The sequence below is a fragment of the Flavivirga spongiicola genome (genome assembly GCF_030540825.1).
Lineage (GTDB): Bacteria > Bacteroidota > Bacteroidia > Flavobacteriales > Flavobacteriaceae > Flavivirga > Flavivirga spongiicola.
This window is the reverse complement of sequence record NZ_JAUOEO010000001.1, coordinates 3,580,877-3,604,856: the sequence shown is the minus strand read 5'-3', so window position 1 is coordinate 3,604,856 and position 23,980 is coordinate 3,580,877. Positions and strand designations below refer to the sequence as shown.

The following is a 23,980-nucleotide window of genomic DNA, read 5'->3' as shown; positions in this document are numbered from 1 at the left end:
TTCCCATTTTTTAACGGGAAAGACAAATTCAATGGAAATCTTGGTGCCAAGACATCAATAAATTATTTTCTATTGAATATGAAACTTATAACGTAATAATCGTGCCATAATTATAAACCGAGTTATTAAATGTTAAATTTTCACTTTAAAACTAAGGGAAGTTAATCTTTCCTCTTTAAGTTTCAAGTTTAAAGTAATACATTTACGACACCTCTAATTAACAATAAACGTATATAAAATAAATTGCCTTTATATAGGGTTTTCTTTTTAAAATGTTAAAAAAAACCGTCTTTTACCTTAATAATTATACTTTTTTCATATTAGTAATATGCTTGATTTCTATAAGGTTAATTTTTATTGTTTTATATGGTAATGTAACCATAATGCCCGATAGTGAAAAATATATTTTATTGGGTGAAATCATTTCCGAACTAAATTTTGAAAACTATTCGGGTGGTAGAACGCCTGGTTTTTCTTTTTTAATAGCTATTAGTAATCAAAACCTTAATATCACTATCGCTATACAAATAATACTTGGTATTTTAGGCTCTTTATTGTTTTATGACTTTGTTAAGTTGAGATTAACATCTAAAATAGTCGCATTTTGGAATACTCTTTTTATAAATGGCTTTGTTCACTTTATTTTGTATGAATTTGCTATATTAACCGAATCGCTTACTATCTTTTTAATGACCTTGGCTTTCTGGTATCTTGAAAAGTTTAAACTTTTAACACTTAGAGCTTCTTTAAAACATTATTTTGTCTTGTCTTTAATATTAAGTTGGTTGTTTTTTACACGACCCGTTTATTTATTTATCCCTATTGGTCTGTTTATTTTCGTGCTCTCAAAATGCATTATTCTAAAACAAAATACAGGTTTAAATTTTATTAAAATTTTTATCATTGCAATCATTCCTTTAGCCAGCTTTTACTGTATAGGCTCGATCAACAAAAGAAACTCTGGATACTTTACGAGTACAACATATTCCGGACTTTATCTTTCACAAATTGCAACTTCTTTTATTGAAAAAGCTCCTGACGAGGATAAAATAATACGGGACATTATCATTAAACACCGAGACTCTATCAAGCCCTCAAATTCAGATAATAGAGCCATGTCCGTTTGGTTTGCTCAAGAAGAACTTAAGGAAAGTACAAAACTAAGCGAGCAAGACTTAAACTATGAATTAGGACGAATTTCTAAGAATTTATTTCTTAAATACCCCCATTTATATCTATCTCGGGTATTTAAATCTTTGATATCGTTTTGGGGGTATAAAGGTTCATTAATGTTAGATCATAATACATTTAATAATATATATTTTAAATATTTAATCTTAATAATATGGAAAATTCAACGTTACTTACTTGTTGTAATTCATATTCTATTTTTATTTTTTTCATTTAAAAAGCTAAAATGGTTTTTTAAAGACAAACCCAATAATTACGATTTTGATTTATTTTTAATTTGCATTGTGTATTCTGGAGCTATTTCTCAAGCACTTTTAGTTTATGGACCAAATAGTCGATTTGCCTTTCCTTTTTTACCATTAATTGCTTACTTTGTACTTTCAAATTTAAGATCCTTAGAAATAAAAAAATAATTTATGTTAAAACCTATTCTACAATTAAAAGACGCTTCTATTTTTCAAGGGGATAGTCTTGTTCTTTCAAACGTTAATGTTGAAATTAACAAAGGAGATTTTGTATACTTAATAGGAAAAACAGGTACAGGTAAAAGTAGTTTTATGAAAACGCTCTATGGTGATTTACCTTTAACTAAAGGTGAAGGCCATATTGTAGATTATGATTTAAAAGACCTTAAAGAAAAAGATATTCCTTTTTTAAGACGCAAATTAGGCGTTGTTTTTCAAGACTTTAAATTACTAACCGATAGAACTATTAATGACAATTTATTATTTGTTTTAAAAGCTACCGGTTGGAAAGACAAAACAGAAATGGATACGAGAGTTGAAGAAGTTTTAGCAAAAGTAGATATGAAAACAAAAGGGTTTAAATATCCTCATGAATTATCTGGTGGTGAACAGCAGCGTGTTGCCATTGCCAGGGCTTTACTTAACAATCCTGAGCTTATACTTGCTGATGAGCCCACAGGAAATCTAGACCCTCAAACTAGTGTGGAGGTCATGGAAGTACTGCAAGACATTAATAAAAATGGTAATACCATTTTAATGGCGACTCACGATTATGCTTTATTACTTAAGTACCCAAGTAAAACACTTAAATGTGATGAGAATGCGGTTTATGAGGTGGTACAGCGGAAAAATTAATTATGCTTTCAATATTAATACCCGTATATAATTATGATATTACTAATCTTATTTATGAGATTCATGAACAAGCGACTCTTGCTAAAATTGAATTTGAAATAATTTGCTTAGATGATAAGTCGAATGAAGATATTTTAAAAGCCAACTTAGTAGTTAATGAGCTTGATAATGTTTTATATAAAACATCAGAGAGAAATAATGGTATAGCAATAACTAGACAGCATTTGTGTGATTCTGCAAAATATGATTGGATTTTACTTATAGATGCTGATACAGAATTAAAAGATAAGACATTTATTCCTAATTATTTAGATGTCATAAATTCGGGTTTCAATGTTATTTTTGGAGGCATAAGCTATAAAAACAATAAACCAGATAAAAAAAGCTTACTTCGCTGGAAATACGGTAAACAGTTTGAGGAAGTTACTGCAAAGAAACGTAATAGAAGACCCTACAAAAGAACTTCGGCGGCCAACATATTAATCAAAAAAAAATTATACCAACGTTTTAGTTTAGATTCTATCGGAAACTCATATGGGATGGATATTTTTTTTGGCCCCCAGCTAAAACTAAATAATATTCCTGTATTGCATATAAATAATGGTGTTTATCATTTAGGACTTGAAAAAAGTGCTACTTATATAAAAAAGACACAACGAGCTGTTGAAACACTTTTAAACTTACATTACCAAAAAAAAATAAAATTACACGAAAATGGTTTATTAAAGAGTTTTCTTTTTTTTAAAAAGATAAAACTTAATTTTATTTTTTCATTGTGGTATAAGCTGTTTAAAAATTTAATGACACTAAATCTACTAAGTTCAAATCCTTCAACTAAAACGCTTCAGGCTTACAAAATATCTTATATGTGCTTTTTTGATTTATCTAATAGTACAGATTGAAATAATTCATGCCATATTTTCATAATTTTAGTTAGTTCATAAGCTTTCATACTTTCTTTCGCGGATTTTGAAACTCTTCCCATCTCATTTTCATTTTCGATTAGCATATTCACTTTATTTGCATAGTCTTCAAAATTATCCTTTTGAATCAAAAAACCATTCTTTCCATCATGAATATAACTTTTAGGGCCTAAAGTATTTTCAAAAGCAATCACAGGTAATCCACAAGCCATAGCTTCAGTTACAGCTAATCCAAAAGGTTCATACCTAGATGTGTTAAGTAGTATGGATGCTCTTAAATAAACACTTTTTATATTTTTTACGGGCTTAAGGAATTGCACTTTTGATAAAACATTTAGCTTTTGAGCAAGTTTTATTAAATCATCATGATTACCTTCTCCATATATGTTTAAAATCCAATCCGGATGCTTCTTAGAAACTAAACGCCATATTTTAATTAATTTATCGTAGCCCTTTTGATATGAAAATCTTCCAACTGCTATAACCTCCTTGTTTTCTAATGAATGCTTCTTATCAGGTATTTCGAATCCTATAGGGTTTGGAATAACCTTAAAATTCTTGGCTCTTTTATTCCTATTCGGATATTGATATACTATTATCCATTTATACCTACTTATCCCTAAATAAAAAATGAAAAACGACAACTTAAGCTTTAAATTATCTTTTATAGTGGGTGCCTTGGCATTCTTGCTATTATGATTTTCATAAATCAGTGGTATTCTATTTTTTAATAAGAAAGGTAATAGAGCACCTTTTAATCCATTATCACAATTAATAATAATATCCGGATTAATTTTTTCTATTTTTTTATTAAGCTTAGTTCTATAACTAAATAAGTTTTGCGCTTTTTGATTTTTTCTATCGAGGGCATGGATTTGAATCTTTTCATCAAAAGAGAAAAATAAATTATTGGTATCTCCATGGGTATTTATTATATGAATTTCATAAGGATATACTTCTACCAAATAGTTTAATTTTACGGAAAGTACTCTTGCTACACCACCAGAAGTATTTAAATTAGTTGCGATATACAGTAGTCTTAGCACGTTTTATCAATATTCATTAATTCTAACCATTGTTTTCCTATTCGTTCCAATGAAAATCTTTCAACACTAGATAAAGCTTGAGATTTACATCTTTTATACAATTCATTATCGGAAATAAACAAATTCATAGAATTTGTTAAGCTATCGATATTTTGATCTTCAACCAATAATCCATTTTCTTTATCAATAATAATTTCATTTGGTCCCGTTTTACAGTTAAAGGATACAGCAGGTGTTCCGCAAGCCAATGCTTCTAACATAACCATAGGCATCCCTTCATGCGAGCTTGATAAGACAAAAAACTTTGCTCTTTTTATATACTTATATGGGTTATTTTTGAAGCCTAAAAAATGAACTAAGTTAGCGACTCCGTTTTGTTGAGCTATATTTATTAATGCCTCTTTTTTAGATCCTTCTCCAAGAATAACTAAAGCGATATTTTTATTGGGAAGTATCGATTTAGAGTAAGCATATATAAGCTTATCAAATTGCTTAACATCTGTATCATACTGTCCTACACCAATTATATACTCAAAATCTAAAGAAATTTCCGTAGATGCTTTTTCTTTTACTTCCTGAATATTTATTGGGTTATAAATAGTTATGACATTTTCCAAACCGTGCTTTTTTTCAATCATTCTCTGCATGTCTTGTGTTATGGAGACCACTTTAAATGAATTTGCATACATCCATTTTGTTAAAAATGTCTGGTCCGGCATATAGCTGTCCAATTTAGCACTATGCACTGTAAAAATAGTTTTAGCTTTATACACAAATCTAGCAACTAATAATTCTTGAATAGGCTTGATTCGAAATCTAAAATCAATTATAAAATCAAAATTATGTTCATTCAAATACTTTCTTAGAGCTACTAAACGCTTAATTTTATTAAAAACGCCATTCGATTTGTTTTTTAACTTTCCTAAGTTTGCAACCGTTCCGGAATAAGGGTAAGCAATATCATCAATCACTATAATATGATGAACATCTAAACCTTTTTTATGAAAAAAAACAGATAAAATAGCAGCAACACGTTCGGCCCCTCCTCTATTTAACCTATACCCTACTAAAGCTATCTTTTTTTTATTCAATTATACTTTCTTATAAGAACTATCAAAAATAGCTGTTTATTTTTATTAACTTAAAATATTTTTTTCTAAATATAAAAATTACATTTATGCCCATATAATATCATCTTGTATATGATCCTTTTATCTGTTCACTTAATAACTTTTAATAATGAAAAGCATATTGAAGAAACGCTACAATCTATCTTAAAACAAAAAGTCAGTTTTGATTATGAAATTATTATTGGGGATGATTGCTCTACAGATAAAACTTTAAACATTATTAATCGATACAAATCAAATTATCCACATCTTTTCAATATAAAGCGTAACGAAGCACAACTTGGTATTTTAAAAAACTTTAAAACAACACTTGATAGATGTAAAGGACAATTTGTTTTTGATATTGCAGGTGACGATGTATTAAAACATGAGGATGCTCTTCAAAAAATGGTAGACACCCTGAAAAAGAACTCTAAACTTGGCTTTGTTGATGCTGGATATGACAGGTTAAATGATAAGAATAAACGTATTACTCCTTTTATAAACAAAAAACTAATTAACGTATCTAAAAATGAATATAAAGAAGCTATTTTATTAGGGCAAATAGTACCCATAAGTCATTGTTACAATAAAAAACTTCTTTATAAACATGTGAGTTTTGAATCTTATATAGACATGAACTTAACTATTGATGACTACCCTATACTTGTAGATATGATTATGCATACCGACTTTCAACGAATCAATGAAGCCTTAGTAACTTATAGAGTTCATGATGATTCGTATTCACATAAAAAGACTTTCGAAAGTCACTTTTTTCTAAACAATCAAATGAAGATTTTATTTGATTACTTCTCAAAAAAATATAATTATTCAGAAAATATTATAAAAAAATTTCATATCAATTCTTATAAAGAGCTTCTATTTTTTGCAGGCTATTTTGAAAAAAAAGAACTTGGGAAAGAGGTATTCAAAAAGTTAAAATCAAAAAGTGTTAAAGATTATGTACACTATTACGCTAGTCAAAATTCATTTTTCAGAAGGCTAATTTCAATTTTATAAATACATTATTTATTATAATCAACAAATTCTTTAAAATCTCGAATATAATCTTCTTCTTTATAAATATCTGAGGCCACGACTAAACAGACTGCACCTGATGAAAAGTTTTCAAGTTCCCTCCAAATACCAGGTGTAATTAACAACCCTTTGGTAGGACTATTAAGTATTACTCTTTTTGTTTTCTCTCTATCTTTTAAAACCACTTCAAAACTTCCACTCAATGCAATAACAAATTGACTTAATTCCTTATGTGCATGCCCCCCCCTGTATGATCCACTAGGTATATCAAAAAGATAATATACTCGTTTAATCTTAAAAGGAACAATATCTTTTTCTATTACTGCAAGGTTTCCTCTGGGGTCTTTAATCTTAGGAATAATTAAAACTTTTATATTATCTACACATGCTTTTGTCATCTAAAAACAATTTTCAATTTATTAATTCCTATTCATAACTCTAAATTTTGGATATCTCATCTTGGATAGTAAATATAAAATTTATATTATCATTGCTCAAACTATTATTGTAAATTCACCTCGTACCAATTTAATTCTGAAACTATTTATTTAACCTAGCCTATATATAATTATATAAACTTCAAAAATATTTTATTATTAATGAACCATTTTTGTCCAAACTTATTTATTCCTGGAGCTGCTAAATCTGGCACATCTACATTACATAGTCTGCTAGATCTGCACCCCGATATATGCATGTCTAAACAAAAAGAGCCGGTTTATTGGGATAGCCCAGAATTTAACAATTTTAATTTGAAGAAAAAAAAATGGTATTCAAATCAATTTTACAATAAAAAAGCTATTTTTTTTGGAGAATCCACTACATCATATATGTTTTTCCCTAACTATATAATTAATCTTAAAGCACATTATAAAGCTCCTCCTAAATTCATTTTTATATTAAGAAACCCTATAGACAGATGTTACTCACATTATTGGTGGATTGTTGGATTAGGTTTAGAAAAGCGAAAATTAGCACAGGCTATCGATCAAGATTTAAGCCGTACCCTTAAACCTTATAATTATTTTCCAGATTATTATTATCACTTTAGCTTATACGGGAAATGGTTAATTCCTTTTTTTGAGAATTTTGATAAAAAAAACATTAAAATTATCACTTTAGAAAATTTAAAGCATAGACGTCTTGAAACACTTAACGAATGTTTCATGTTTTTAGGACTGAAAGAATTAGATGAAATTCCAAAAATTATTCTGAATAAGACATCTAAACTAAAATACCCAAGGTTATATCATTTTAACTTGAAAATATTAAAGGGTAAATTCACTAACATTATTAAATTTTTTATTCCCAATCAAATTAAAGACAAACTTAAAAGCTTAGAGTTTTTAAAAAATAAGAAGCCTTTTAATTATCCAAAAATATCAAAAGAAGAAAGATTAACACTTCAATTACTTTTTCAGGAAGATGTTAAAGCTCTTAAAAAGCTTACTGGATTAAACTTTGAAGAATGGACTGACTTTAAAAACTAAGGTAATGAATCTTTATAAGACTTCTATTTTTTCAGGAATTAGTACTATAATATCTTTAGTTACTAGATTAATAACTAATAAAATTATTGCCGTTTATTTAGGGACTAATGGCCTATTTTTGCTAGGGCAGCTTAAAGATTTTTTAAGAATAGCTCAAGAAATTAGTATTTTAGGTATAAGCAACGGTATAGTAAAATATACGGCCAATCATAAAAATAATGAAACTTTATTAAAAGAATTTTTAAGTACCGGGTTTAAAACACATGTATACTTTTCCGTCTTAGTGCTATTTTTAACTATCATTTTCAATAAAAGTTTATCATATTATTTATTTAATGATTATCAATATTCAACATTCTTAATTATAACAGCATTTTCAGTAGCTAGTATTTCTATTCATACTTTTTTAATGTCTGTATTAAATGGTTTAGGAAACATTAAATTATATGTTGCAATCAATATCATTGCAACGCTAAGTTCTGCAGTTATCTTAATTATTTTAACTCTAAATTTTAAACTATTAGGTGCTTTTTATGCAGTTACAATTAGTCAATTCCTAACTTTTTTTATATCATTATTATTAATTATCATTATAAAACCATTCAACTTTAAATTAATTACACACTCTTTTGAAAAAGAAAAATTCAAAAAATTATCACGGTTTTCCGTTATGTCTATCGTTGGTACTACAAGTTTAATTTCTGCCACTTTATTTGTACGTCATTTTTTATCGATAGAAATAGATGAAAATCATGCCGGAGCTTGGGAAGGTATGTGGCGAATTTCGGCAGTTTATCTCTTGTTTTTCACTACTACTTTCAGTTTTTATTTATTGCCTACTTTTTCAAACCTAAATGGTAAAGCACTAAAAAAAGAAGTGTTTAAAATTTGGCTTTCTATCTTACCAATACTATTAGTATCAGCATTTGTAATTTTTTTGGTAAAAGATTGGCTTATTATTCTGTTGTTTAGCAAAAAATTCTTGTTAATTAATTCTTTAATTATTTTTCAATTATTAGGAGACACCATAAAAATTAATTGTTGGGTATTAGGAAATATTTTAATTTCCAAAGCTAGAACTAAGACGTTTATATTTTTTCAGATAGAATGGGCTTTAATTTTTAGTATACTCACCTATATTTTAGTGAAATATTATGGGTTTAGCGGTGTAGCCATAGCATATTTTCTAGCTTACCTAATTCATTTTATTTTATTAAACTTATTCTTTAAAAACTTATTATGGAAAAAGACAAACTTGTCTACCTTTTAACCCTTAAAACAATTAATCAAATGAGCAATTTCCATAACTTGTTTTTTAACCATGGTAGAGTATAGAGGTAAACTTAAAACTTCATTATGAATTTGATCTGTAATTGGCATCTTTAAATCTACCCATTCTTTATAAGCTGGTTGTCTGTGTACAGCTATTGGGTAATGAATCAACGTTTCCACGCCATTTTCATATAAATAATTTTTGAGCTGATCTCTTTTTTTACTTCTAATAACAAAAAGATGAAAAACATGCTGATTTATATTCTCTATAAATGGTAGTATAACATGGTCTGAATTGATATTGCCAAGGTAACATTTAGCAATGTCTCTTCTTTTATCATTATCTGAATCTAAATATTTTAACTTTATTCTTAAAAAAGTAGCTTGTAACTCATCTAACCTACAATTATACCCTTTTAAATCATTTTTATAAGTAGATATTCTCCCATAATTTCTTAATTTAAAAATAGCATCGGCCAGCTCTTCATTATTAGTTGTTATAGCTCCGGCATCTCCTAAAGCTCCCAGATTTTTTGTTGGATAGAAACTAAATGCTGCCACATTGGAAAGATTTCCTGCTAAACGACCATCCGAACATACAGCTCCATGTGCTTGTGCAGCATCTTCAACCAATAATAAATTATACTGTTTAGAAATATTTTCCAGCCTTGTAACATCATATAAATGTCCATATAAATGTACTCCCAAAATGGCTTTTGTTTTAGAGTTAATAGAAGCTTCTATTTTTGTAATATCTATATTATATGTTTTAGGACATGGTTCTATCAAAACAGGTTTTAAACCAGTATTACTAATTGCCAAAACAGACGCTATATATGTATTTGCAGGAACAAGAACCTCGTCTCCAATTGATAATAGTCCTATTACTTTATATGCCTCAAAAATTAATTGAAGGGCATCAAGACCACTACTTACACCAATACAATATTTTGTACCGCAATATGAAGAAAATTCATTTTCAAATAAAGAAACCTGTTCTCCTAAAATATAATGTCCTGAATTCAAAAAACCTTCAAAAGCCTTTTTTAATTCGATTTCATAATCCTTATTGACCAACTTTAAATCTAGAAATTTGATCATATCAATATTTCTTTTAGCAGTGTATAATTAGCTACATCTATTTGATAAAAATCGTGAATCACTGATGAAGCTCCAAAACTTTGTTTCCATTGCAACAAACCTTCATTAATATTCATACCTTGATTTTCATTTGACATTCCAAAATCAAAATAGTCTTTATCTTTATATACGTTAGAAATTAGTTGATTTATTAGATAATCTAAAGCTCCTTTGTTGTTATTTCTTGTTGACATATATTGAGCATGAGCTACACATTTGGTCTCAAAAACAGTGCATCCAGCCAGTAACTCATCCTTATAATATACATTATATTGTTTAATGTTATTTGGAAACATTTCACGCAATTTCATAATCTCAGATAGTGTATGAACAGGTTTCACACCATGCTTTTCCTTTAAATTAGGGGTTAAAATTTCGTTCCAAAAAGAAGTCATATCTCCATTTAACACAAAATTCAATCCTGAGTTCATTGCTAATTTTAATTGCCGTTTACGTAAACTTGAAAACTCTAATTTATTCGCTAATGGTATCGTCATAGAAACATCTTTTCTAAATAACTTCGCTTTTAAAATGAATAGAAAATATTCCATCTCGTCAGATGGCCTAAGATTATAAATTTTAGGTATTTGTTTAAAAACAAATACATTGATATTGTTATTGGAAAGGAATTTTAAAAGCGCATGAACACCTTCTAAAACATTTTGAAAAGCAATCTTATTTGGCAACACTAAACTTCCATAACTTAATCCTTGATGAGAATATAAAACTTGACCTTCTATGTTAGCAGGAAGAATAAGCATTAATTTTTTATTGCTATATACCATTAACGAATAGTCTTCAAATCTATCCTGATGATATTCTATAAAATTCCTATGAAATAAAAAAGTGGCATTTTTTGCGTTCAATACAAAAGCATTCCATTCCTTATAGTGCAAAGAAGAATATTTAACTACCTTATAATTTCTCATTTGAATCCATTTTTTCAAGTGATAAATTTATTTGAAAAGTTATAAAAAGTAATTGTACACCTATACGTTCTTCTCTGTCTCAACTCTAAAAAGAGAGCTCCCAAATATCAGCAAAATAATACCATAATACATAACATAACTTACAAAATGCGCAACGACTGCACCTTTAACACCATCAAATAAATCTATAAAATAAATACTGGTAGTGTACAAAGTTATTATTAAAAAAGCTTCAGTTAAAATATAGTGCCAAAACATTTTTTTTGCTAAAAACTGGTAAGCAATAACAATAGACAAAATTTTAACAAAATCCCCTAATAGTTGCCATAAAAACAAGTCTTCAACAGGTTCAAACTCACTAGAAAAGATGGTAGAGACTATGTATGGTTTCAATAAATATACAATAAACAAACCAATAGCTAAAATAGGTATGACGGTTTTGTAAAAGCTAAACACCTCCTTTTTAAATTCTTTAGCATCATCAATCTCTGAAAATCGAGGTAAAATATATAATGCTACTAGTGAACTAACCAGCATTAAATAATACTTAGATATTCTTGTCATAGCTTCCCAAAAACCCGCATCTTTATAACCAATATTGTCTATAATATAGGATCTAATAGCAATAGCAACTAAAGGTAGAAAAACAGCTGTAAAAAGAGCCATTAATGAGTAAGAGCTCATTTTTTTTATAATCCCATAATCTATCCTATCAACTCTTATAAGCGGTGTTAAACTACGTCTGTTAATGATACCAACCAAAGTGATTAAAAATATTAGAGCCTCGGCAATAACTACTGACACTAAAGCGCCATCAATGTTTTTTTGATAAATTAAAAGTAAAGCGACAGAAACACTTAGTATCTGTCCAATTATATTAATAATAATTAGTATTTTATACTTGGAAAAACCATTCATTATAGAAAATGAAAACATGTTTAAAGCATAAAAAGGGAGTGCTATAGCAAATATTTGAATGACATAAGTATAGTTATTATAATCAGGGAAAATGAGATCGTTTATTAGTCCTGCATTAAAATAACAGAAAAGCGACACTAAAATAGTAGACACAAAAGCCACATAAAATATGGTCGATATCACTTTACTAAGAGCTATAACATCGTCTTTAAAGTCTGAAATATATTTTACTGCACCATTATAAAAACCAAGTATAGCAACCGTTTGGAAAGAGCTAACAAAATTTTGTAAATTTCCAATTAGTGCTAGCCCTCCAGGGCCAATAAAAACAGCGATAGCTTTTGAAGTTAATAATCCTGCTATTATTCGTGTTAATACTGAAGCTGTTTGCAACGAAGTAACCTTAACTAAAACCTTACTATTTATATAATCAATTAATTTTTTCAATTAAGCATGAGTTTTTTACTAAAATAAAAATTACTTTAAATTGAGTACATGAACTGTAAACGTCAAAAAAAACATATTATTCTATATGTTTTTAGAAAGGATCAAATATACAAAATCATTTAACTTTTCTGTCTTAGATGCTTGATAATGTAAGAAATTATACGTTACTGTAAAACTAATAAGTCTACAGCTTTTTCTTTTGCAATAAATAATATAAATTAATACAAAGTATAGCTGTATTTGTTATTATAATTGGCATTGAAAAAGGATCTAACAAAATGCCATAAAACACAAATAGTAAACATCCAAAGGAGTTTACTATTCGTAATTTATTAACCGATTTCATTAAGAATGAAATTAAAACAGTCGCCATAGCAACATATCCAACCCATTCAACACTAGAAATTCCAAAGAATTCCATCTTATATCGTTTTATTTCGTTTACGTTCTACTTCTGTTAAATAGACTTTACGCAATCTTAAATGGTTTGGTGTCACCTCAACGTATTCATCCTTTTGAATATATTCTAAAGCCTCTTCTAATGAAAACTTAATTGCAGGTACAATTTTAGCTTTATCATCTGCTCCAGAAGAACGCACATTACTAAGTTTTTTCGTTTTTGTTACGTTTACCGTCATATCATCACCACGAGAATTTTCTCCAATAACCTGACCCTCGTAAATATCTTCACCTGGGTCAACAAAAAATTTACCTCTATCCTGTAGTTTATCAATAGAATACGGAATAGCTTGTCCTTTTTCCATAGATACCAAAGAACCATTTTGACGCTCTGGAATCCCCCCCTTTAATGGTTGATATTCTTTAAAACGGTGTGCCATAATCGCTTCACCAGCAGTAGCTGTTAACAATTGGTTTCTTAAGCCTATGATACCTCTGGAAGGTACTATAAATTCACAAACCATACGATCTCCTTTTGCTTCCATACTAAGCATTTCACCTTTTCTTAAAGAAACCATTTCAATAGCTTTTCCAGAAACTTCTTCTGGTAAATCAATAGTCATCTCTTCTACTGGTTCACATTTTACACCATCAACTTCTTTTATGATTACTTGTGGTTGACCAATTTGTAATTCGTAACCTTCACGACGCATCGTTTCTATTAAAACCGATAAGTGTAATACACCACGACCAAATACCATAAATTTATCTGCACTATCAGTTTCTTCAACACGTAATGCTAAATTCTTTTCAAGCTCTTTTGTTAAACGATCTTTTATATGACGAGATGTAACATATTTTCCATCTTTACCAAAGAAAGGCGAATCGTTAATAGTAAACAACATGCTCATGGTTGGCTCATCAATAGCAATGGTTTTTAAACCTTCAGGTGTTTCCCAATCTGCAACCGTATCGCCAATCTCAAAACCTTCTAACCCAACAATAGCACAAATATCTCCTGCCTGTACTTCTTCTACCTTTTTACGCCCCAAACCTTCAAAAGTATGTAGCTCTTTTATTTTAGACTTAACAATACTTCCATCACGTTTTACTAAAGATATATTTTGTCCAACTTTTAATTCACCACGAGTTAAACGACCTATAGCAATTCTTCCTGTAAAAGATGAAAAATCTAAAGATGTGATTAACATTTGAGTGCTACCTTCTTCAATTTTTGGTTCAGGAATATGATTTATAACCATATCCAATAATGGCTCTATATTTTCAGTCTCATTTTGCCAATCATCACTCATCCAGTTGTTCTTTGCAGAACCATAAACTGTAGGAAAATCTAATTGCCATTCTTCTGCTCCCAATTCAAACATCAAGTCAAAAACTTTTTCATGTACCTCATCAGGCGTACAATTTTCTTTATCAACTTTATTCACAACCACACAAGGCTTTAAACCTAAATCAATGGCTTTTTGTAATACAAAACGTGTTTGTGGCATGGGGCCTTCAAAAGCATCAACTAATAGTAAAACGCCATCAGCCATATTTAATACACGCTCTACTTCACCTCCAAAATCGGCGTGACCAGGTGTATCAATAATATTAATCTTTGTGTCTTTATAAATTACAGAAACGTTTTTAGAAGTAATTGTAATACCTCTTTCTCGCTCCAAATCATTATTATCAAGAATTAAATCACCTGTATTTTCATTCTCACGAAATAACTGACAGTGGTACATAATCTTATCAACCAAAGTAGTTTTACCATGATCTACGTGAGCAATAATTGCAATGTTTTTAATATTAGCCATAATGGTCTCTATATTTTAAGCGTGCAAAGGTAATTATAAATAACGGATAAACTATGTAATAATATTTTTTTAGATATTCCTTCTTTGTAAAATACAAAAAAGCAGTCTTACCCACTATACCTTTCTCGTTTTTAACAAATTAAAAACAGGGAATAGTACTGTTATAATTGCTAATACAAACACTTAAAAATGTTTTTATTTCAATTTAAAAGATATGCTCGTTAATTCAGCATTAATAGTATCTTTGCATCATATTTTTTTGAAATAAAAGCTTATGACTCTTCAAAGTATACCTAAAATAAAACATACTAATTCAAACAATTTTTTCTTGCTTTGTGGTCCATGTGCTATCGAAGGAGAAGATATGGCACTTCGTATTGCCGAAAAAGTAGTTACTATTACCAATAAATTGGAAATCCCTTATGTTTTTAAAGGCAGTTTTAAAAAGGCAAACCGTAGTAGAATTGACAGTTTTACAGGAATTGGCGATGAGAAAGCTTTAAAAATTTTAAAGAAGGTTTCAGATACTTTTGATGTTCCAACGGTTACAGATATTCATGAGATTTCAGATGCTACATTAGCGGCACAGTATGTTGATGTGTTACAAATCCCTGCGTTTTTAGTACGTCAAACAGATTTGGTAGTTGCTGCAGCAAAAACTGGTAAAGTTGTCAACTTAAAAAAAGGACAATTTATGAGTCCTGAAGCCATGAAGCATGCCGTACAAAAAGTTAAGGACTCTGGTAGTGATAAAGCATGGATAACAGACAGAGGCACGATGTTTGGATATCAAGACATGATAGTAGATTTTCGTGGCATTCCAACAATGCGCCAATACGCTCCAACCGTTTTAGATGTAACACATTCGTTGCAACAACCTAATCAAAATGCTGGTGTAACAGGTGGCAGACCAGATATGATTGAAACTGTAGCCAGAGCTGGTGTTGTTAATAACGTAGATGGTTTATTTATTGAAACCCATTTCGATCCTGCTAATGCAAAAAGCGATGGTGCCAATATGTTACATTTAGATAATTTAGAAAAATTACTTACCAATTTAGTTGCTATAAGAAAAACAGTCAATGGATTATAAATTCGAAACTATTAATCGATAAACCAAGCCTTTTTGCTTTTACTTAGTAAGTTTGAAGCTTCATGCAATAACTCAATAAAATTTTCGTGATCTAAATCTTCGATGGTTCTTAGCTGAATAGAACGTACTTGTTTACGTTTATTGTCGTTCTTTAAAATAGAAAACTGTTTTTCTAATAAAACACCTTGTACAAAAGCAACATCAACGTAATCTTTACCTTTTAAAATATTTAGATAAATCATAGGCTTTTTTCCAATATTATAAAACGGGATTTTATAACTATATCTCTCCTCTACTTCGGGTAGTGTATTTAGGATAACACTTCTAACATAAAGCATGATGGATTGATAAGGTTCCTTTTGATCAAAAAAATACTCGTCTACAGGTTTCAATATTCAAACAGATTTATATTACAAAATTCAAACTTAACAAAAATTTATGATGCTCGATTGAAAATAATTTATTTACTTTGTGTTTCAAAGTACTTTTATATGGATTCAAAAGATTATTTAAAAGACATAAGTGAGATTAAAGATTTAATGAATAAATCTTCTCGTTTTATATCGCTTAGTGGCTTATCGGGAATATTAGCAGGTATATATGCGCTTATTGGAGCCGCAGTAGCATACTGGTTAGTAATAGAATACAGTAACGGCACCTTAATACTTGATGGTAAAATATTTAATTTGGTCATGCTGGACTTGTTCTTAATTGCTTTTTTTAGTGTGGTTACAGGAATCATTTTAACTACAAGAAAAGCAAAAAAAAATGGTGCCAATATATGGGATACATCATCGAAGCGCTTAGTAATAAATTTTTTGGTTCCATTAATTGCTGGGGGTATTTATATATTGATTATACTAGGTAGACAAAAATATGGTCAAACCGGTGCTTTAATGCTTTTGTTTTATGGATTAGCCTTAGTAAATGCTTCAAAATATAGTATTGGAGATATTCGTTATTTAGGTTTTATACAAATTATTTTAGGTTTAATTTGTGCATGGTTTCCAGGGTATGGGTTTTGGCTTTGGGTCTTAGGCTTTGGCGTCATGCATATTATTTATGGGACTTGGATGCATTTTAAGTATGATGTTAAAAAGTAAACAGTATATCAGTCACAGTTTTCAGTAACTTATAATTTTAAAAAATAATAGTTGACTATAATATTAGTTTTATATAAACGCATCAACAAATAAACATTTAGTTTGAGTATAATAACCAACATAAATAAAGTATTTGATCATAGAATTAGATTAGGCATTATGTCTATTTTAATGGTAAATGAATATGCTGATTTTAATATGTTGAAAGAATTGCTTGGGGCTACTGACGGTAATTTAGCAAGTCATACAAAAGCGCTAGAAAAAGCCGAGTATATAAAAGTTGAAAAGCAGTTTATTGGCAGAAAACCAAATACACGATACAGCACTACTAAATTAGGAGAAGCTGAATTTAAAAAACACATTAACGCACTCGAAAAGTTAATTAATAAACAATAATTTCCCTCGAAGGAGGGAATGAAAAAATAAAAAATTTTATTTTTTTACTTTGAAAAACAAAGTACTTTTAATATGAATTTAAGAAAAAAACTTATAGAATGGCTATTTGAAAAATCTAAAGAGATTTACACGAATCTTTTCAAGAATGACAAACCATGGGGTATATATAAAGAACAACTTCTAACCTATCCTGATGATTCTTTCGGAAAAAATCTTGGGTTATTTCTGCACAAAAACAACTTCGAATTAATTTCTAAAGTTGAAAGACATGATGCTTATCACACTTTAACTGGCTATGGGACTAAAGTTGAAGACGAAATTGCGTTACAATATCTATGCTTTGGAAATGGTAAAAGAAGCCTTTATCTCTATGGATCGATTATTCTGGGTACAATAATTTTACCTGACTATTACAAATATTACCATAAATCATACTGTATTGGAAAAAAAGCTAATTCATTTCATCATTTTGATTACAAAGAATTATTAATGATTTCAATACATGATTTTAGGCAAATTATATTCTCAAAATCACAAATTAACACACTTATAAAAGTTTAAAATGGACATATATAAAGTTTCTTCCAAGATTGCATTGGTATCATTTAGTATTGGAACTATTCTATTCGTATTGCAAGTATTTATTAAAGGTATAAATGCCGTGACAATGATCGGCTATTATTATGTTGGATTAGCTATAATAATCAATTCTTTAGTATTTATTATGCTATTATCCTTATTGTTCATAAATAAAAACAAAAGAGAGACCATACAATCAATAGGTATTATACTTTTTAATATTCCTATTGCATTTTTATACTACTCAATAGTAATTCATAAATTAATATAAAATGAAAAACATCCCTTTAATAATCGGAGCTTTATTGTTTAGCACACTTTTTTACCAACATGCTATAGGTTTAAACCTAAGTTTATTTTCTCTGCTAACAATTATTATACTTATAATTTATAATAAAGATACATTTAAGAAAAAAAACACTATTGTATTTAGTCTTGTACTTGTAATAACTGCTATCACGACATTTTTTTATAGATCGAACTTATCAATAATTGCATACGTTGTTGCTTTTTTAACACTAATAGGGAATGTCTCTGAACAAAATTCATCTATTTATATAAATTGGCTCAATGGGTTTTACTCATCAATAGCGGCGTTCTTTAATCGTAATTTTAACACTATTGAGAAAGATGAAAAAGTGGTACCTAAACAAAAAACTGATTACCTGCATTTGCTTAAAATAATTGGTATTCCTTTAACTGTGGTTATCATTTTTATAAGCTTATATAAAAATGGGAACCCTGTCTTTAGTGAATTAATTTCTAAAATTGATTTTAGCTTTATTAATATTCAGTGGTTGTTAGTTGCTGTTCTTGGCTATTATTTATTAAGTAATATTTCTAAACCAGTACGAATTGACCTAGCAACTACTTATGATTTAAATACTGGAAACTTATTAGATATAAAAGGAGAAATAAAAATAGAACGTCTCAAAAAAGAAAATCAATTGGGGTTTATTCTAATCGCACTTCTAAATATACTCATCACATTCTTTCTCATCACCGATGTTACTTATTTAATTTCGACCAATGATTTAAGAGCTTCTGCCTTTTCAAATCAGGTTCATAATGGTATTAATACCTTAATTGCTTCCATCATTATAGCAATAATAATTATACTATACTTTTTCAGAGGAAACTTAAACTTCTACAAAGACAATAAAAACCTCAAATATGTTACTTATACCTGGATAATACTTAATATCATTTTAATAATAAACATTGCAATAAAGGATTGCCAATACATCTATTATTTTGGCTTTACATATAAACGAATAGGTGTTTTAATTTACTTATTACTTACAGTAATAGGCTTACTTACCACTTCAATTAAAATAAAACAAATAAAAAACTTCTGGTACTTATTCAGAGTAAACACATTAACTGCTTTTACAATTTTAATCATATCAAGCTCTATTAATTGGGATAACTACATGACACATTACAACCTTAATCATGCTCAATTTATGGATTTTAATTACCTGTTAGACTTATCTAATAACAACACCTTACTTCTTAAGAACTATGCAGATCAAAATAACTTAAATGAGGAAAAGAAATCTTTAATTGAAAAAAAATACAATGCCTACCTAATTGAATTGGAAAATAAAAAATGGCAGGAAATACAATATGATAATTTAAGATTAAATAAAGACTAATGAATACGCCATCTGTCATTTTAAAATCAACCATTTTGGCTACTTGTATATTTTGGATCATTCTAATTTCGGAAAACTTTCAAAATGATATGATACCTTTTGTTTTTCTGTCTATAATTCCAATTTCAATTTGTTGTACTGTCACCATCCTATTTACAATTATGCCTTTCTTTTTGCTTAAAAAAGATGGATCAAGTAATAAAAGTGTTTTTAAAAAGTATTTTCCATTTTATGCTATAGTAAGTTTTAGTTTATGCTGTTATGGAGTAATTGAATTAACATTTGCTATAAGCTTTTTCATTTCAGCATTCTTTACAACAATGCAATCATGGATTTGGTTAGCAAAAGACAATCAACAACGAAATAATTAATATGACATATTTAAAAAAATTCATACTCATAATAACGCTATTAATTATTTATATAATAATTATAAATGTTTGGATAGTATACCAAGCTAAAAATTCCACTTATGATAATATGTCACTTATTCCAAAAAACAGAGTAGGTCTTGTTCTAGGCGCCAGTAAATTTACTTTAAACGGAAACATAAATCTATACTACAAATACCGATTAGAAGCCGCATATCAGCTCTATAAATCAGGAAAAATAGAATTTATTTTAATAAGTGGTGATAACGGAAGAAAAAGTTATGATGAACCCACCGATTTTAAAAATGATTTAGTAAAAATGGGAGTTCCTGAAAATAAAATATTCTTGGATTATGCTGGATTCAGGACACTAGATTCGATAGTAAGAGCTAAAGAAATATTTGGGTTAAATTCTATAACAGTTGTGTCTCAAAAGTTTCATAATGAGCGTGCTATTTACCTATCCAAAAGCTTTAAAATTAATGTTATTGGATATAATGCTCAAGATATAAATGGACGCTATGGTATAAAAACTAAATTAAGAGAATATCTAGCTAGAGCAAAAGCATCAATCGATATTCTTTTCAATGTAAAGCCTAAATTTTTAGGTAAAAAAATAGAAATAAAATGAAACTACAACTCAACAAAAAGTATTTAATAATTGCATTAATCATATTTGCAATTGAAGTTTTAATAGCCATCTATTTAAAATACGGTTTTATACGTCACACCTTTGGTGATTATTTAGTTGTTATACTACTTTATTGCTTTATTAAAAGCTTTATCAAAACTCCCTCTATTATTGTCGCGATTCCTGTTTTAATATTTTCTTATATCATAGAATTATTACAATTAATAAACATATTAGATAGGTTAAATCTAAATAATAACAACTTATTGAAACTTATTTTTGGTAACACATTTCAAATTTCTGACTTAGTAGCTTATACTTTAGGAGTTCTTACTGTTTTAATTACTGAATATAGTATTACTCAATTTAGTCTTAAAAAAACAAATAACATATGAACTCTATGAAAACAATTATATTCGATCGATTTAAGATCTTTTCTTTATTAAGCGTTTCTATTACCTTAAGTATAGTATTACTTATGGTTAGAATGAAACTAACACATTCCTTTTTCTACTTGTTTTTAATCTGGAATTTATTTTTAGCAGTCATTCCCTTTGCCATTACAACCTATTTAGTAAGTACCCCAAAGCTTAATAAAATAGGTTTTGCAATATGGTGTAGTGTATGGCTGCTTTTTTTACCCAATGCGCCTTATATTATTACTGATTTACTGCATTTAAAAATAGGTTCAAATCATTTATTATGGCTGGATGTGCTTGTTGTTATCTCTTTTGCATTAAACGGATTATTAATGTTTTCGTTATCCCTACTAGATATGGAAACATTATTAAATCAATATTTGAAAAGAAAAACAACAAACTTTATTATGATTTTCATTCTTTTTCTTAGTGGATTTGGTGTTTATTTAGGTCGGTTTTTACGCTATAATTCTTGGGAAATTCTTCAACATCCTTCGGATTTGTTTAACGATATTTTCAATATCATTATACAACCAAATCAACATTTAGAAGCTTGGTTGTTCACTTTTATATTTGGTCTTTTTTTAAGTATTGGGTTTTGGGTATTTAAAGTATTATATACCCTTAAAAACTCATAAAATGATTACTATGCTCGATTTTTTTCTTGAATATTTCTAACAATTTTTGTTGCCATATTTCTTGAAATAAAGCGAGGTATCGTAGATAAAAATTTATTAAATGCACCTGGAATGGCAACTGTTTTCCCCTTTATCATAGCATTATAACCATACAATGCAACATCAGTTGGACAAGCCATATTAAAGCTAATTTTATTTTCCGAACAATCGTTAGAAACGGTTTCTTGAAATAATGTTTTAGTTGGTCCCGGACACAAAGCTGTAACAGTAACTCCAGTACCTTTCAACTCATTAGCAATAGCCTCCGAAAAAGATAAAATATAAGATTTAGAAGCATAATACATCGACATCAACGGTCCTGGCTGAAATGCAGCTAAAGATGAAATATTTAAAATTTTACCAGATTTTCTGGCTATCATTGTAGGCAAAATAAGTTTTGTTAAATGCGTAGTTGTTAAAACATGAAGATGAAGCATATCAGACTCGCGTTTCCAATCTGTGTTTGCAAATGTGCCGAATAACCCAAAACCTGCATTATTTACTAATACATCTATTATGGGCAAGTGTTTAACTTCATTATAAATATCTTGGGCGGCATCTGGTTTACTTAAATCTTTAACCAATAAATTGACCTTACTTTTAAACTTTTTATTAAAAAGCTGCTTTACTTCTTTTAATTTAGGTGCATCAATATCAACTAAAACAAGATTATAACCATCTTTTATTAGTAAAAACGCTAATTCATATCCTAGTCCCGAAGCAGCTCCTGTTACTAACGCTGTTTTAGTCATCATATCATTTTAGTAATTGAAGTGGTTTAAACTACTTCATTCAAAATTACTCCTTACCATCCACATAATCTTGTAAATAAAAGAAACGCTCTGTTAGCTTTCCGTTTTTTGTTATTCTGGCACGTTCTAAAACACCATCTGCATCGTTATTAAAAAACGCTGGAATAACATGTTGAAGAAATTGTTCACCAAAACCTTCGCTCGCATCTTTTGGAAGTTCGCATGGTAAATTATCGACTGCCATAACTGTAATTGCACCTTTAGCATTAAATGCAACCTCTTTTTCAGATTGCGGGTCGTAACCATAAAATGGTTCCGAAATGGTTGACGCTCTTAATGTAGAAGCCACAGGACCGTCTACATCACAGCTAATATCTGCCACTAAATTTATATTAAAATTTGGTGATTTAGCATCGTCTCTCGTAAATAAATAAGGAGCTCCTGTACCATAAAAATGTCCAGCTATAAAAAAATCTGTTTCTTTAGCATAGGGCATAAAATTACTTTCATAACCTGTTGCATCTTTATAAAAAGCTTCTGTATTACCAACTTTGCCATCTTTACGCTTACTATATTCCATGACATCTACTAAACAGTAAACGGGTTCGGTAAATTTAGCCGTTAAATACAAGGCATCACTAACTTGTTTTATTTTTAAATGATCTAGAATTTCTTTAGCTCCGCGTGCTACCTTTCCTGTACCAGAGAGTAATATTTTAATATTCGGTAATTGTATTTTATCTAACGCTGCTTTAGCTGCATTTAAATCTGCAAGGCTTTCTACTTTCGGCAAATCAAACAATCCATCTCTTAAGCCTAATGCCCTAAATCCGTTATATGCACCTACCAATCCTGCATAATAACCAAAGCCTATTAAACGAAATTCATTACTACCTATGATGGTTTCATGGTCGTACAGTTCGATATTTTTTTCTAAAATGGCTTTTAAGAGTTTTCTATTATAAGGTTGTTTTTTTATAGTATGCGAAAAGAAAAAGTATTTTTTATTTGGAATTAAATTTTCAATTGGCACTTCCTTTACACCAATCATCACATCACAATCGTCTATATTATTTACAGTTTCAAACCCTTCCTTCTTATATTGCTCATCAGAAAACACACGAATATCACTAGATTCTACTTTAAAAGTTGCTTCTGGAAATTCTTTTTGTGCTTCGGCTAACTTTAATGGAGAAAATACCACACGCCTATCTGGTGGGGTTTTGCGTTCTTTTATAATTGCAAACTGGATATTCATTTGTTTGATCGTTTAAGTGTTCTATAAATGCTAACAACAACTATAGCAAACTGTTGTCTAAATACTGGAATAATTTTTGCACGAAAATAAGAGGATTTGTATGGTTATACAAACTTTTTGATACCTTTGCTGTCCGCGTTAAGGGTTAAAACTTGTTATGAATGACTATGCTTAACCTAAAACGATTGGGTAATACCCAAATTATCGTTGATGAA

27 protein-coding genes are annotated in these 23,980 nt (G+C 29.0%); 16 read left to right on the top strand and 11 right to left on the bottom strand.

Features of this window, described 5'->3' with window-relative positions; all coding sequences use genetic code 11:
* Nucleotides 1-272: 272 nt before the first annotated feature.
* Genes Q4Q47_RS14495 through Q4Q47_RS14485 form a run of 3 tightly spaced genes read left to right on the top strand, consistent with a single transcriptional unit; the run spans nucleotide 273 to nucleotide 3,193 of the window.
* A complete protein-coding gene (locus tag Q4Q47_RS14495) occupies nucleotides 273-1,604 on the top strand; it encodes a hypothetical protein (protein ID WP_303307366.1) in 1,332 nt (443 codons plus the stop codon).
* 3 nt (nucleotides 1,605-1,607) lie between these two features.
* Nucleotides 1,608-2,291 (top strand): cell division ATP-binding protein FtsE, encoded by a 684-nt coding sequence (locus Q4Q47_RS14490; protein WP_303307365.1) that lies wholly within the window; start codon nucleotides 1,608-1,610, stop codon nucleotides 2,289-2,291.
* A gap of 2 nt (nucleotides 2,292-2,293) precedes the next feature.
* A complete protein-coding gene (locus tag Q4Q47_RS14485; protein ID WP_303307364.1) occupies nucleotides 2,294-3,193 on the top strand; it encodes a glycosyltransferase family 2 protein in 900 nt (299 codons plus the stop codon).
* Here the strand turns inward: Q4Q47_RS14485 and Q4Q47_RS14480 are convergent.
* Nucleotides 3,154-4,260: a glycosyltransferase gene (locus Q4Q47_RS14480; RefSeq protein ID WP_303307363.1), complete on the bottom strand. Its 1,107-nt coding sequence runs from the start codon at nucleotides 4,258-4,260 to the stop codon at nucleotides 3,154-3,156. The two genes, Q4Q47_RS14485 and Q4Q47_RS14480, sit on opposite strands and share 40 nt — an antisense overlap.
* Nucleotides 4,254-5,351, bottom strand: a complete 1,098-nt coding sequence (locus tag Q4Q47_RS14475) for a glycosyltransferase (RefSeq protein ID WP_303307362.1) — start codon at nucleotides 5,349-5,351, stop codon at nucleotides 4,254-4,256. Before Q4Q47_RS14475 ends, Q4Q47_RS14480 begins: the two co-directional genes overlap by 7 nt.
* A gap of 111 nt (nucleotides 5,352-5,462) precedes the next feature.
* Between Q4Q47_RS14475 and Q4Q47_RS14470 the strand changes: the two genes are divergently transcribed.
* Nucleotides 5,463-6,392 carry a glycosyltransferase family 2 protein gene (locus Q4Q47_RS14470; RefSeq protein WP_303307361.1) on the top strand — a complete coding sequence of 310 codons (930 nt, stop codon included), beginning with the start codon at nucleotides 5,463-5,465 and terminating at the stop codon, nucleotides 6,390-6,392.
* 5 nt (nucleotides 6,393-6,397) lie between these two features.
* Here the strand turns inward: Q4Q47_RS14470 and Q4Q47_RS14465 are convergent, their stop codons facing one another.
* The gene (locus Q4Q47_RS14465; protein ID WP_303307360.1) at nucleotides 6,398-6,808 is read right to left on the bottom strand and encodes a sugar 3,4-ketoisomerase; all 411 of its coding nucleotides are present in this window, start codon (nucleotides 6,806-6,808) and stop codon (nucleotides 6,398-6,400) included.
* A 201-nt stretch (nucleotides 6,809-7,009) separates the two neighbouring features.
* On the opposite strand from Q4Q47_RS14465, the gene Q4Q47_RS14460 reads away from it, so the two are divergent.
* Entirely contained in the window at nucleotides 7,010-7,900 is an 891-nt protein-coding gene (locus tag Q4Q47_RS14460; protein ID WP_303307359.1) for a sulfotransferase domain-containing protein, read from the top strand.
* A 4-nt stretch (nucleotides 7,901-7,904) separates the two neighbouring features.
* Nucleotides 7,905-9,170: an O-antigen translocase gene (locus Q4Q47_RS14455; RefSeq protein ID WP_303307358.1), complete on the top strand. Its 1,266-nt coding sequence runs from the start codon at nucleotides 7,905-7,907 to the stop codon at nucleotides 9,168-9,170.
* On the opposite strand, the gene Q4Q47_RS14450 is transcribed toward Q4Q47_RS14455, so the two are convergent.
* From Q4Q47_RS14450 to typA, 5 genes are all read right to left on the bottom strand, one after another.
* The gene (locus tag Q4Q47_RS14450) at nucleotides 9,167-10,273 is read right to left on the bottom strand and encodes a DegT/DnrJ/EryC1/StrS family aminotransferase (RefSeq protein WP_303307357.1); all 1,107 of its coding nucleotides are present in this window, start codon (nucleotides 10,271-10,273) and stop codon (nucleotides 9,167-9,169) included. The two genes, Q4Q47_RS14455 and Q4Q47_RS14450, sit on opposite strands and share 4 nt — an antisense overlap.
* A complete protein-coding gene (locus Q4Q47_RS14445; RefSeq protein ID WP_303307356.1) occupies nucleotides 10,270-11,241 on the bottom strand; it encodes a GNAT family N-acetyltransferase in 972 nt (323 codons plus the stop codon). The genes Q4Q47_RS14450 and Q4Q47_RS14445 overlap by 4 nt, the downstream gene beginning before the upstream one ends.
* 60 nt (nucleotides 11,242-11,301) lie before the next feature.
* On the bottom strand, nucleotides 11,302-12,606 hold the full coding sequence (locus Q4Q47_RS14440) for an O-antigen translocase (RefSeq protein WP_303307355.1): 1,305 nt from the start codon (nucleotides 12,604-12,606) through the stop codon (nucleotides 11,302-11,304).
* A 184-nt stretch (nucleotides 12,607-12,790) separates the two neighbouring features.
* Nucleotides 12,791-13,027, bottom strand: coding sequence for a uroporphyrinogen decarboxylase (locus Q4Q47_RS14435; protein ID WP_303307354.1), 237 nt, complete (start codon nucleotides 13,025-13,027; stop codon nucleotides 12,791-12,793).
* A 1-nt stretch (nucleotide 13,028) separates the two neighbouring features.
* Nucleotides 13,029-14,828 carry a translational GTPase TypA gene (typA, locus tag Q4Q47_RS14430; RefSeq protein WP_303307353.1) on the bottom strand — a complete coding sequence of 600 codons (1,800 nt, stop codon included), beginning with the start codon at nucleotides 14,826-14,828 and terminating at the stop codon, nucleotides 13,029-13,031.
* 274 nt (nucleotides 14,829-15,102) lie between these two features.
* Here typA and kdsA point away from each other — a divergent pair, with 274 nt between their 5' ends.
* Nucleotides 15,103-15,921 (top strand): 3-deoxy-8-phosphooctulonate synthase, encoded by an 819-nt coding sequence (gene kdsA, locus Q4Q47_RS14425; protein WP_303307352.1) that lies wholly within the window; start codon nucleotides 15,103-15,105, stop codon nucleotides 15,919-15,921.
* An 11-nt stretch (nucleotides 15,922-15,932) separates the two neighbouring features.
* Here kdsA and Q4Q47_RS14420 read toward each other — a convergent pair whose 3' ends face one another.
* Complete coding sequence (locus tag Q4Q47_RS14420) at nucleotides 15,933-16,313, bottom strand: DUF1801 domain-containing protein (protein ID WP_303307351.1); 381 nt, start codon at nucleotides 16,311-16,313, stop codon at nucleotides 15,933-15,935.
* Nucleotides 16,314-16,412: 99 nt separating this feature from the next.
* Here Q4Q47_RS14420 and Q4Q47_RS14415 point away from each other — a divergent pair, with 99 nt between their 5' ends.
* The 9 genes from Q4Q47_RS14415 to Q4Q47_RS14375 all read left to right on the top strand — a co-directional run bounded on the left by Q4Q47_RS14415 (nucleotide 16,413) and on the right by Q4Q47_RS14375 (nucleotide 21,716).
* Nucleotides 16,413-17,024, top strand: coding sequence for a hypothetical protein (locus Q4Q47_RS14415; protein ID WP_303307350.1), 612 nt, complete (start codon nucleotides 16,413-16,415; stop codon nucleotides 17,022-17,024).
* Nucleotides 17,025-17,126: 102 nt separating this feature from the next.
* Entirely contained in the window at nucleotides 17,127-17,420 is a 294-nt protein-coding gene (locus tag Q4Q47_RS14410) for a winged helix-turn-helix domain-containing protein (protein ID WP_303307349.1), read from the top strand.
* A 72-nt stretch (nucleotides 17,421-17,492) separates the two neighbouring features.
* Complete coding sequence (locus Q4Q47_RS14405) at nucleotides 17,493-17,981, top strand: Coq4 family protein (protein ID WP_303307348.1); 489 nt, start codon at nucleotides 17,493-17,495, stop codon at nucleotides 17,979-17,981.
* 1 nt (nucleotide 17,982) lies between these two features.
* A complete protein-coding gene (locus Q4Q47_RS14400; protein WP_303307347.1) occupies nucleotides 17,983-18,270 on the top strand; it encodes a hypothetical protein in 288 nt (95 codons plus the stop codon).
* Between the two features lies 1 nt (nucleotide 18,271).
* Nucleotides 18,272-19,657 (top strand): DUF4153 domain-containing protein, encoded by a 1,386-nt coding sequence (locus Q4Q47_RS14395; RefSeq protein ID WP_303307346.1) that lies wholly within the window; start codon nucleotides 18,272-18,274, stop codon nucleotides 19,655-19,657.
* A complete protein-coding gene (locus Q4Q47_RS14390) occupies nucleotides 19,657-20,028 on the top strand; it encodes a hypothetical protein (RefSeq protein ID WP_303307345.1) in 372 nt (123 codons plus the stop codon). The genes Q4Q47_RS14395 and Q4Q47_RS14390 overlap by 1 nt, the downstream gene beginning before the upstream one ends.
* Before the next feature lies 1 nt (nucleotide 20,029).
* Nucleotides 20,030-20,659: a SanA/YdcF family protein gene (locus Q4Q47_RS14385; protein ID WP_303307344.1), complete on the top strand. Its 630-nt coding sequence runs from the start codon at nucleotides 20,030-20,032 to the stop codon at nucleotides 20,657-20,659.
* The gene (locus Q4Q47_RS14380) at nucleotides 20,656-21,054 is read left to right on the top strand and encodes a ribosomal maturation YjgA family protein (RefSeq protein ID WP_303307343.1); all 399 of its coding nucleotides are present in this window, start codon (nucleotides 20,656-20,658) and stop codon (nucleotides 21,052-21,054) included. Before Q4Q47_RS14385 ends, Q4Q47_RS14380 begins: the two co-directional genes overlap by 4 nt.
* 5 nt (nucleotides 21,055-21,059) lie before the next feature.
* Nucleotides 21,060-21,716 carry a DUF1361 domain-containing protein gene (locus tag Q4Q47_RS14375; protein WP_303307342.1) on the top strand — a complete coding sequence of 219 codons (657 nt, stop codon included), beginning with the start codon at nucleotides 21,060-21,062 and terminating at the stop codon, nucleotides 21,714-21,716.
* Nucleotides 21,717-21,724: 8 nt separating this feature from the next.
* Here the strand turns inward: Q4Q47_RS14375 and Q4Q47_RS14370 are convergent, their stop codons facing one another.
* Nucleotides 21,725-22,510: an SDR family NAD(P)-dependent oxidoreductase gene (locus Q4Q47_RS14370; RefSeq protein ID WP_303307341.1), complete on the bottom strand. Its 786-nt coding sequence runs from the start codon at nucleotides 22,508-22,510 to the stop codon at nucleotides 21,725-21,727.
* Between the two features lie 43 nt (nucleotides 22,511-22,553).
* Nucleotides 22,554-23,759: an NAD(P)-dependent oxidoreductase gene (locus Q4Q47_RS14365; protein ID WP_303308478.1), complete on the bottom strand. Its 1,206-nt coding sequence runs from the start codon at nucleotides 23,757-23,759 to the stop codon at nucleotides 22,554-22,556.
* Between the last annotated feature and the right edge of the window lie 221 nt (nucleotides 23,760-23,980).

Coding starts and splice junctions, on each gene's coding strand:
- Q4Q47_RS14495 (WP_303307366.1), top strand. CDS start 273: ATGTTAAAAAAAACCGTCTTTTACCTTAATAATTATACTTTTTTCATA.
- Q4Q47_RS14490 (WP_303307365.1), top strand. CDS start 1,608: ATGTTAAAACCTATTCTACAATTAAAAGACGCTTCTATTTTTCAAGGG.
- Q4Q47_RS14485 (WP_303307364.1), top strand. CDS start 2,294: ATGCTTTCAATATTAATACCCGTATATAATTATGATATTACTAATCTT.
- Q4Q47_RS14470 (WP_303307361.1), top strand. CDS start 5,463: ATGATCCTTTTATCTGTTCACTTAATAACTTTTAATAATGAAAAGCAT.
- Q4Q47_RS14465 (WP_303307360.1), bottom strand. CDS start 6,808: ATGACAAAAGCATGTGTAGATAATATAAAAGTTTTAATTATTCCTAAG.
- Q4Q47_RS14460 (WP_303307359.1), top strand. CDS start 7,010: ATGAACCATTTTTGTCCAAACTTATTTATTCCTGGAGCTGCTAAATCT.
- Q4Q47_RS14455 (WP_303307358.1), top strand. CDS start 7,905: ATGAATCTTTATAAGACTTCTATTTTTTCAGGAATTAGTACTATAATA.
- Q4Q47_RS14450 (WP_303307357.1), bottom strand. CDS start 10,273: ATGATCAAATTTCTAGATTTAAAGTTGGTCAATAAGGATTATGAAATC.
- Q4Q47_RS14445 (WP_303307356.1), bottom strand. CDS start 11,241: ATGAGAAATTATAAGGTAGTTAAATATTCTTCTTTGCACTATAAGGAA.
- Q4Q47_RS14435 (WP_303307354.1), bottom strand. CDS start 13,027: ATGGAATTCTTTGGAATTTCTAGTGTTGAATGGGTTGGATATGTTGCT.
- typA (WP_303307353.1), bottom strand. CDS start 14,828: ATGGCTAATATTAAAAACATTGCAATTATTGCTCACGTAGATCATGGT.
- kdsA (WP_303307352.1), top strand. CDS start 15,103: ATGACTCTTCAAAGTATACCTAAAATAAAACATACTAATTCAAACAAT.
- Q4Q47_RS14415 (WP_303307350.1), top strand. CDS start 16,413: ATGGATTCAAAAGATTATTTAAAAGACATAAGTGAGATTAAAGATTTA.
- Q4Q47_RS14405 (WP_303307348.1), top strand. CDS start 17,493: ATGAATTTAAGAAAAAAACTTATAGAATGGCTATTTGAAAAATCTAAA.
- Q4Q47_RS14400 (WP_303307347.1), top strand. CDS start 17,983: ATGGACATATATAAAGTTTCTTCCAAGATTGCATTGGTATCATTTAGT.
- Q4Q47_RS14395 (WP_303307346.1), top strand. CDS start 18,272: ATGAAAAACATCCCTTTAATAATCGGAGCTTTATTGTTTAGCACACTT.
- Q4Q47_RS14390 (WP_303307345.1), top strand. CDS start 19,657: ATGAATACGCCATCTGTCATTTTAAAATCAACCATTTTGGCTACTTGT.
- Q4Q47_RS14385 (WP_303307344.1), top strand. CDS start 20,030: ATGACATATTTAAAAAAATTCATACTCATAATAACGCTATTAATTATT.
- Q4Q47_RS14380 (WP_303307343.1), top strand. CDS start 20,656: ATGAAACTACAACTCAACAAAAAGTATTTAATAATTGCATTAATCATA.
- Q4Q47_RS14375 (WP_303307342.1), top strand. CDS start 21,060: ATGAAAACAATTATATTCGATCGATTTAAGATCTTTTCTTTATTAAGC.
- Q4Q47_RS14370 (WP_303307341.1), bottom strand. CDS start 22,510: ATGATGACTAAAACAGCGTTAGTAACAGGAGCTGCTTCGGGACTAGGA.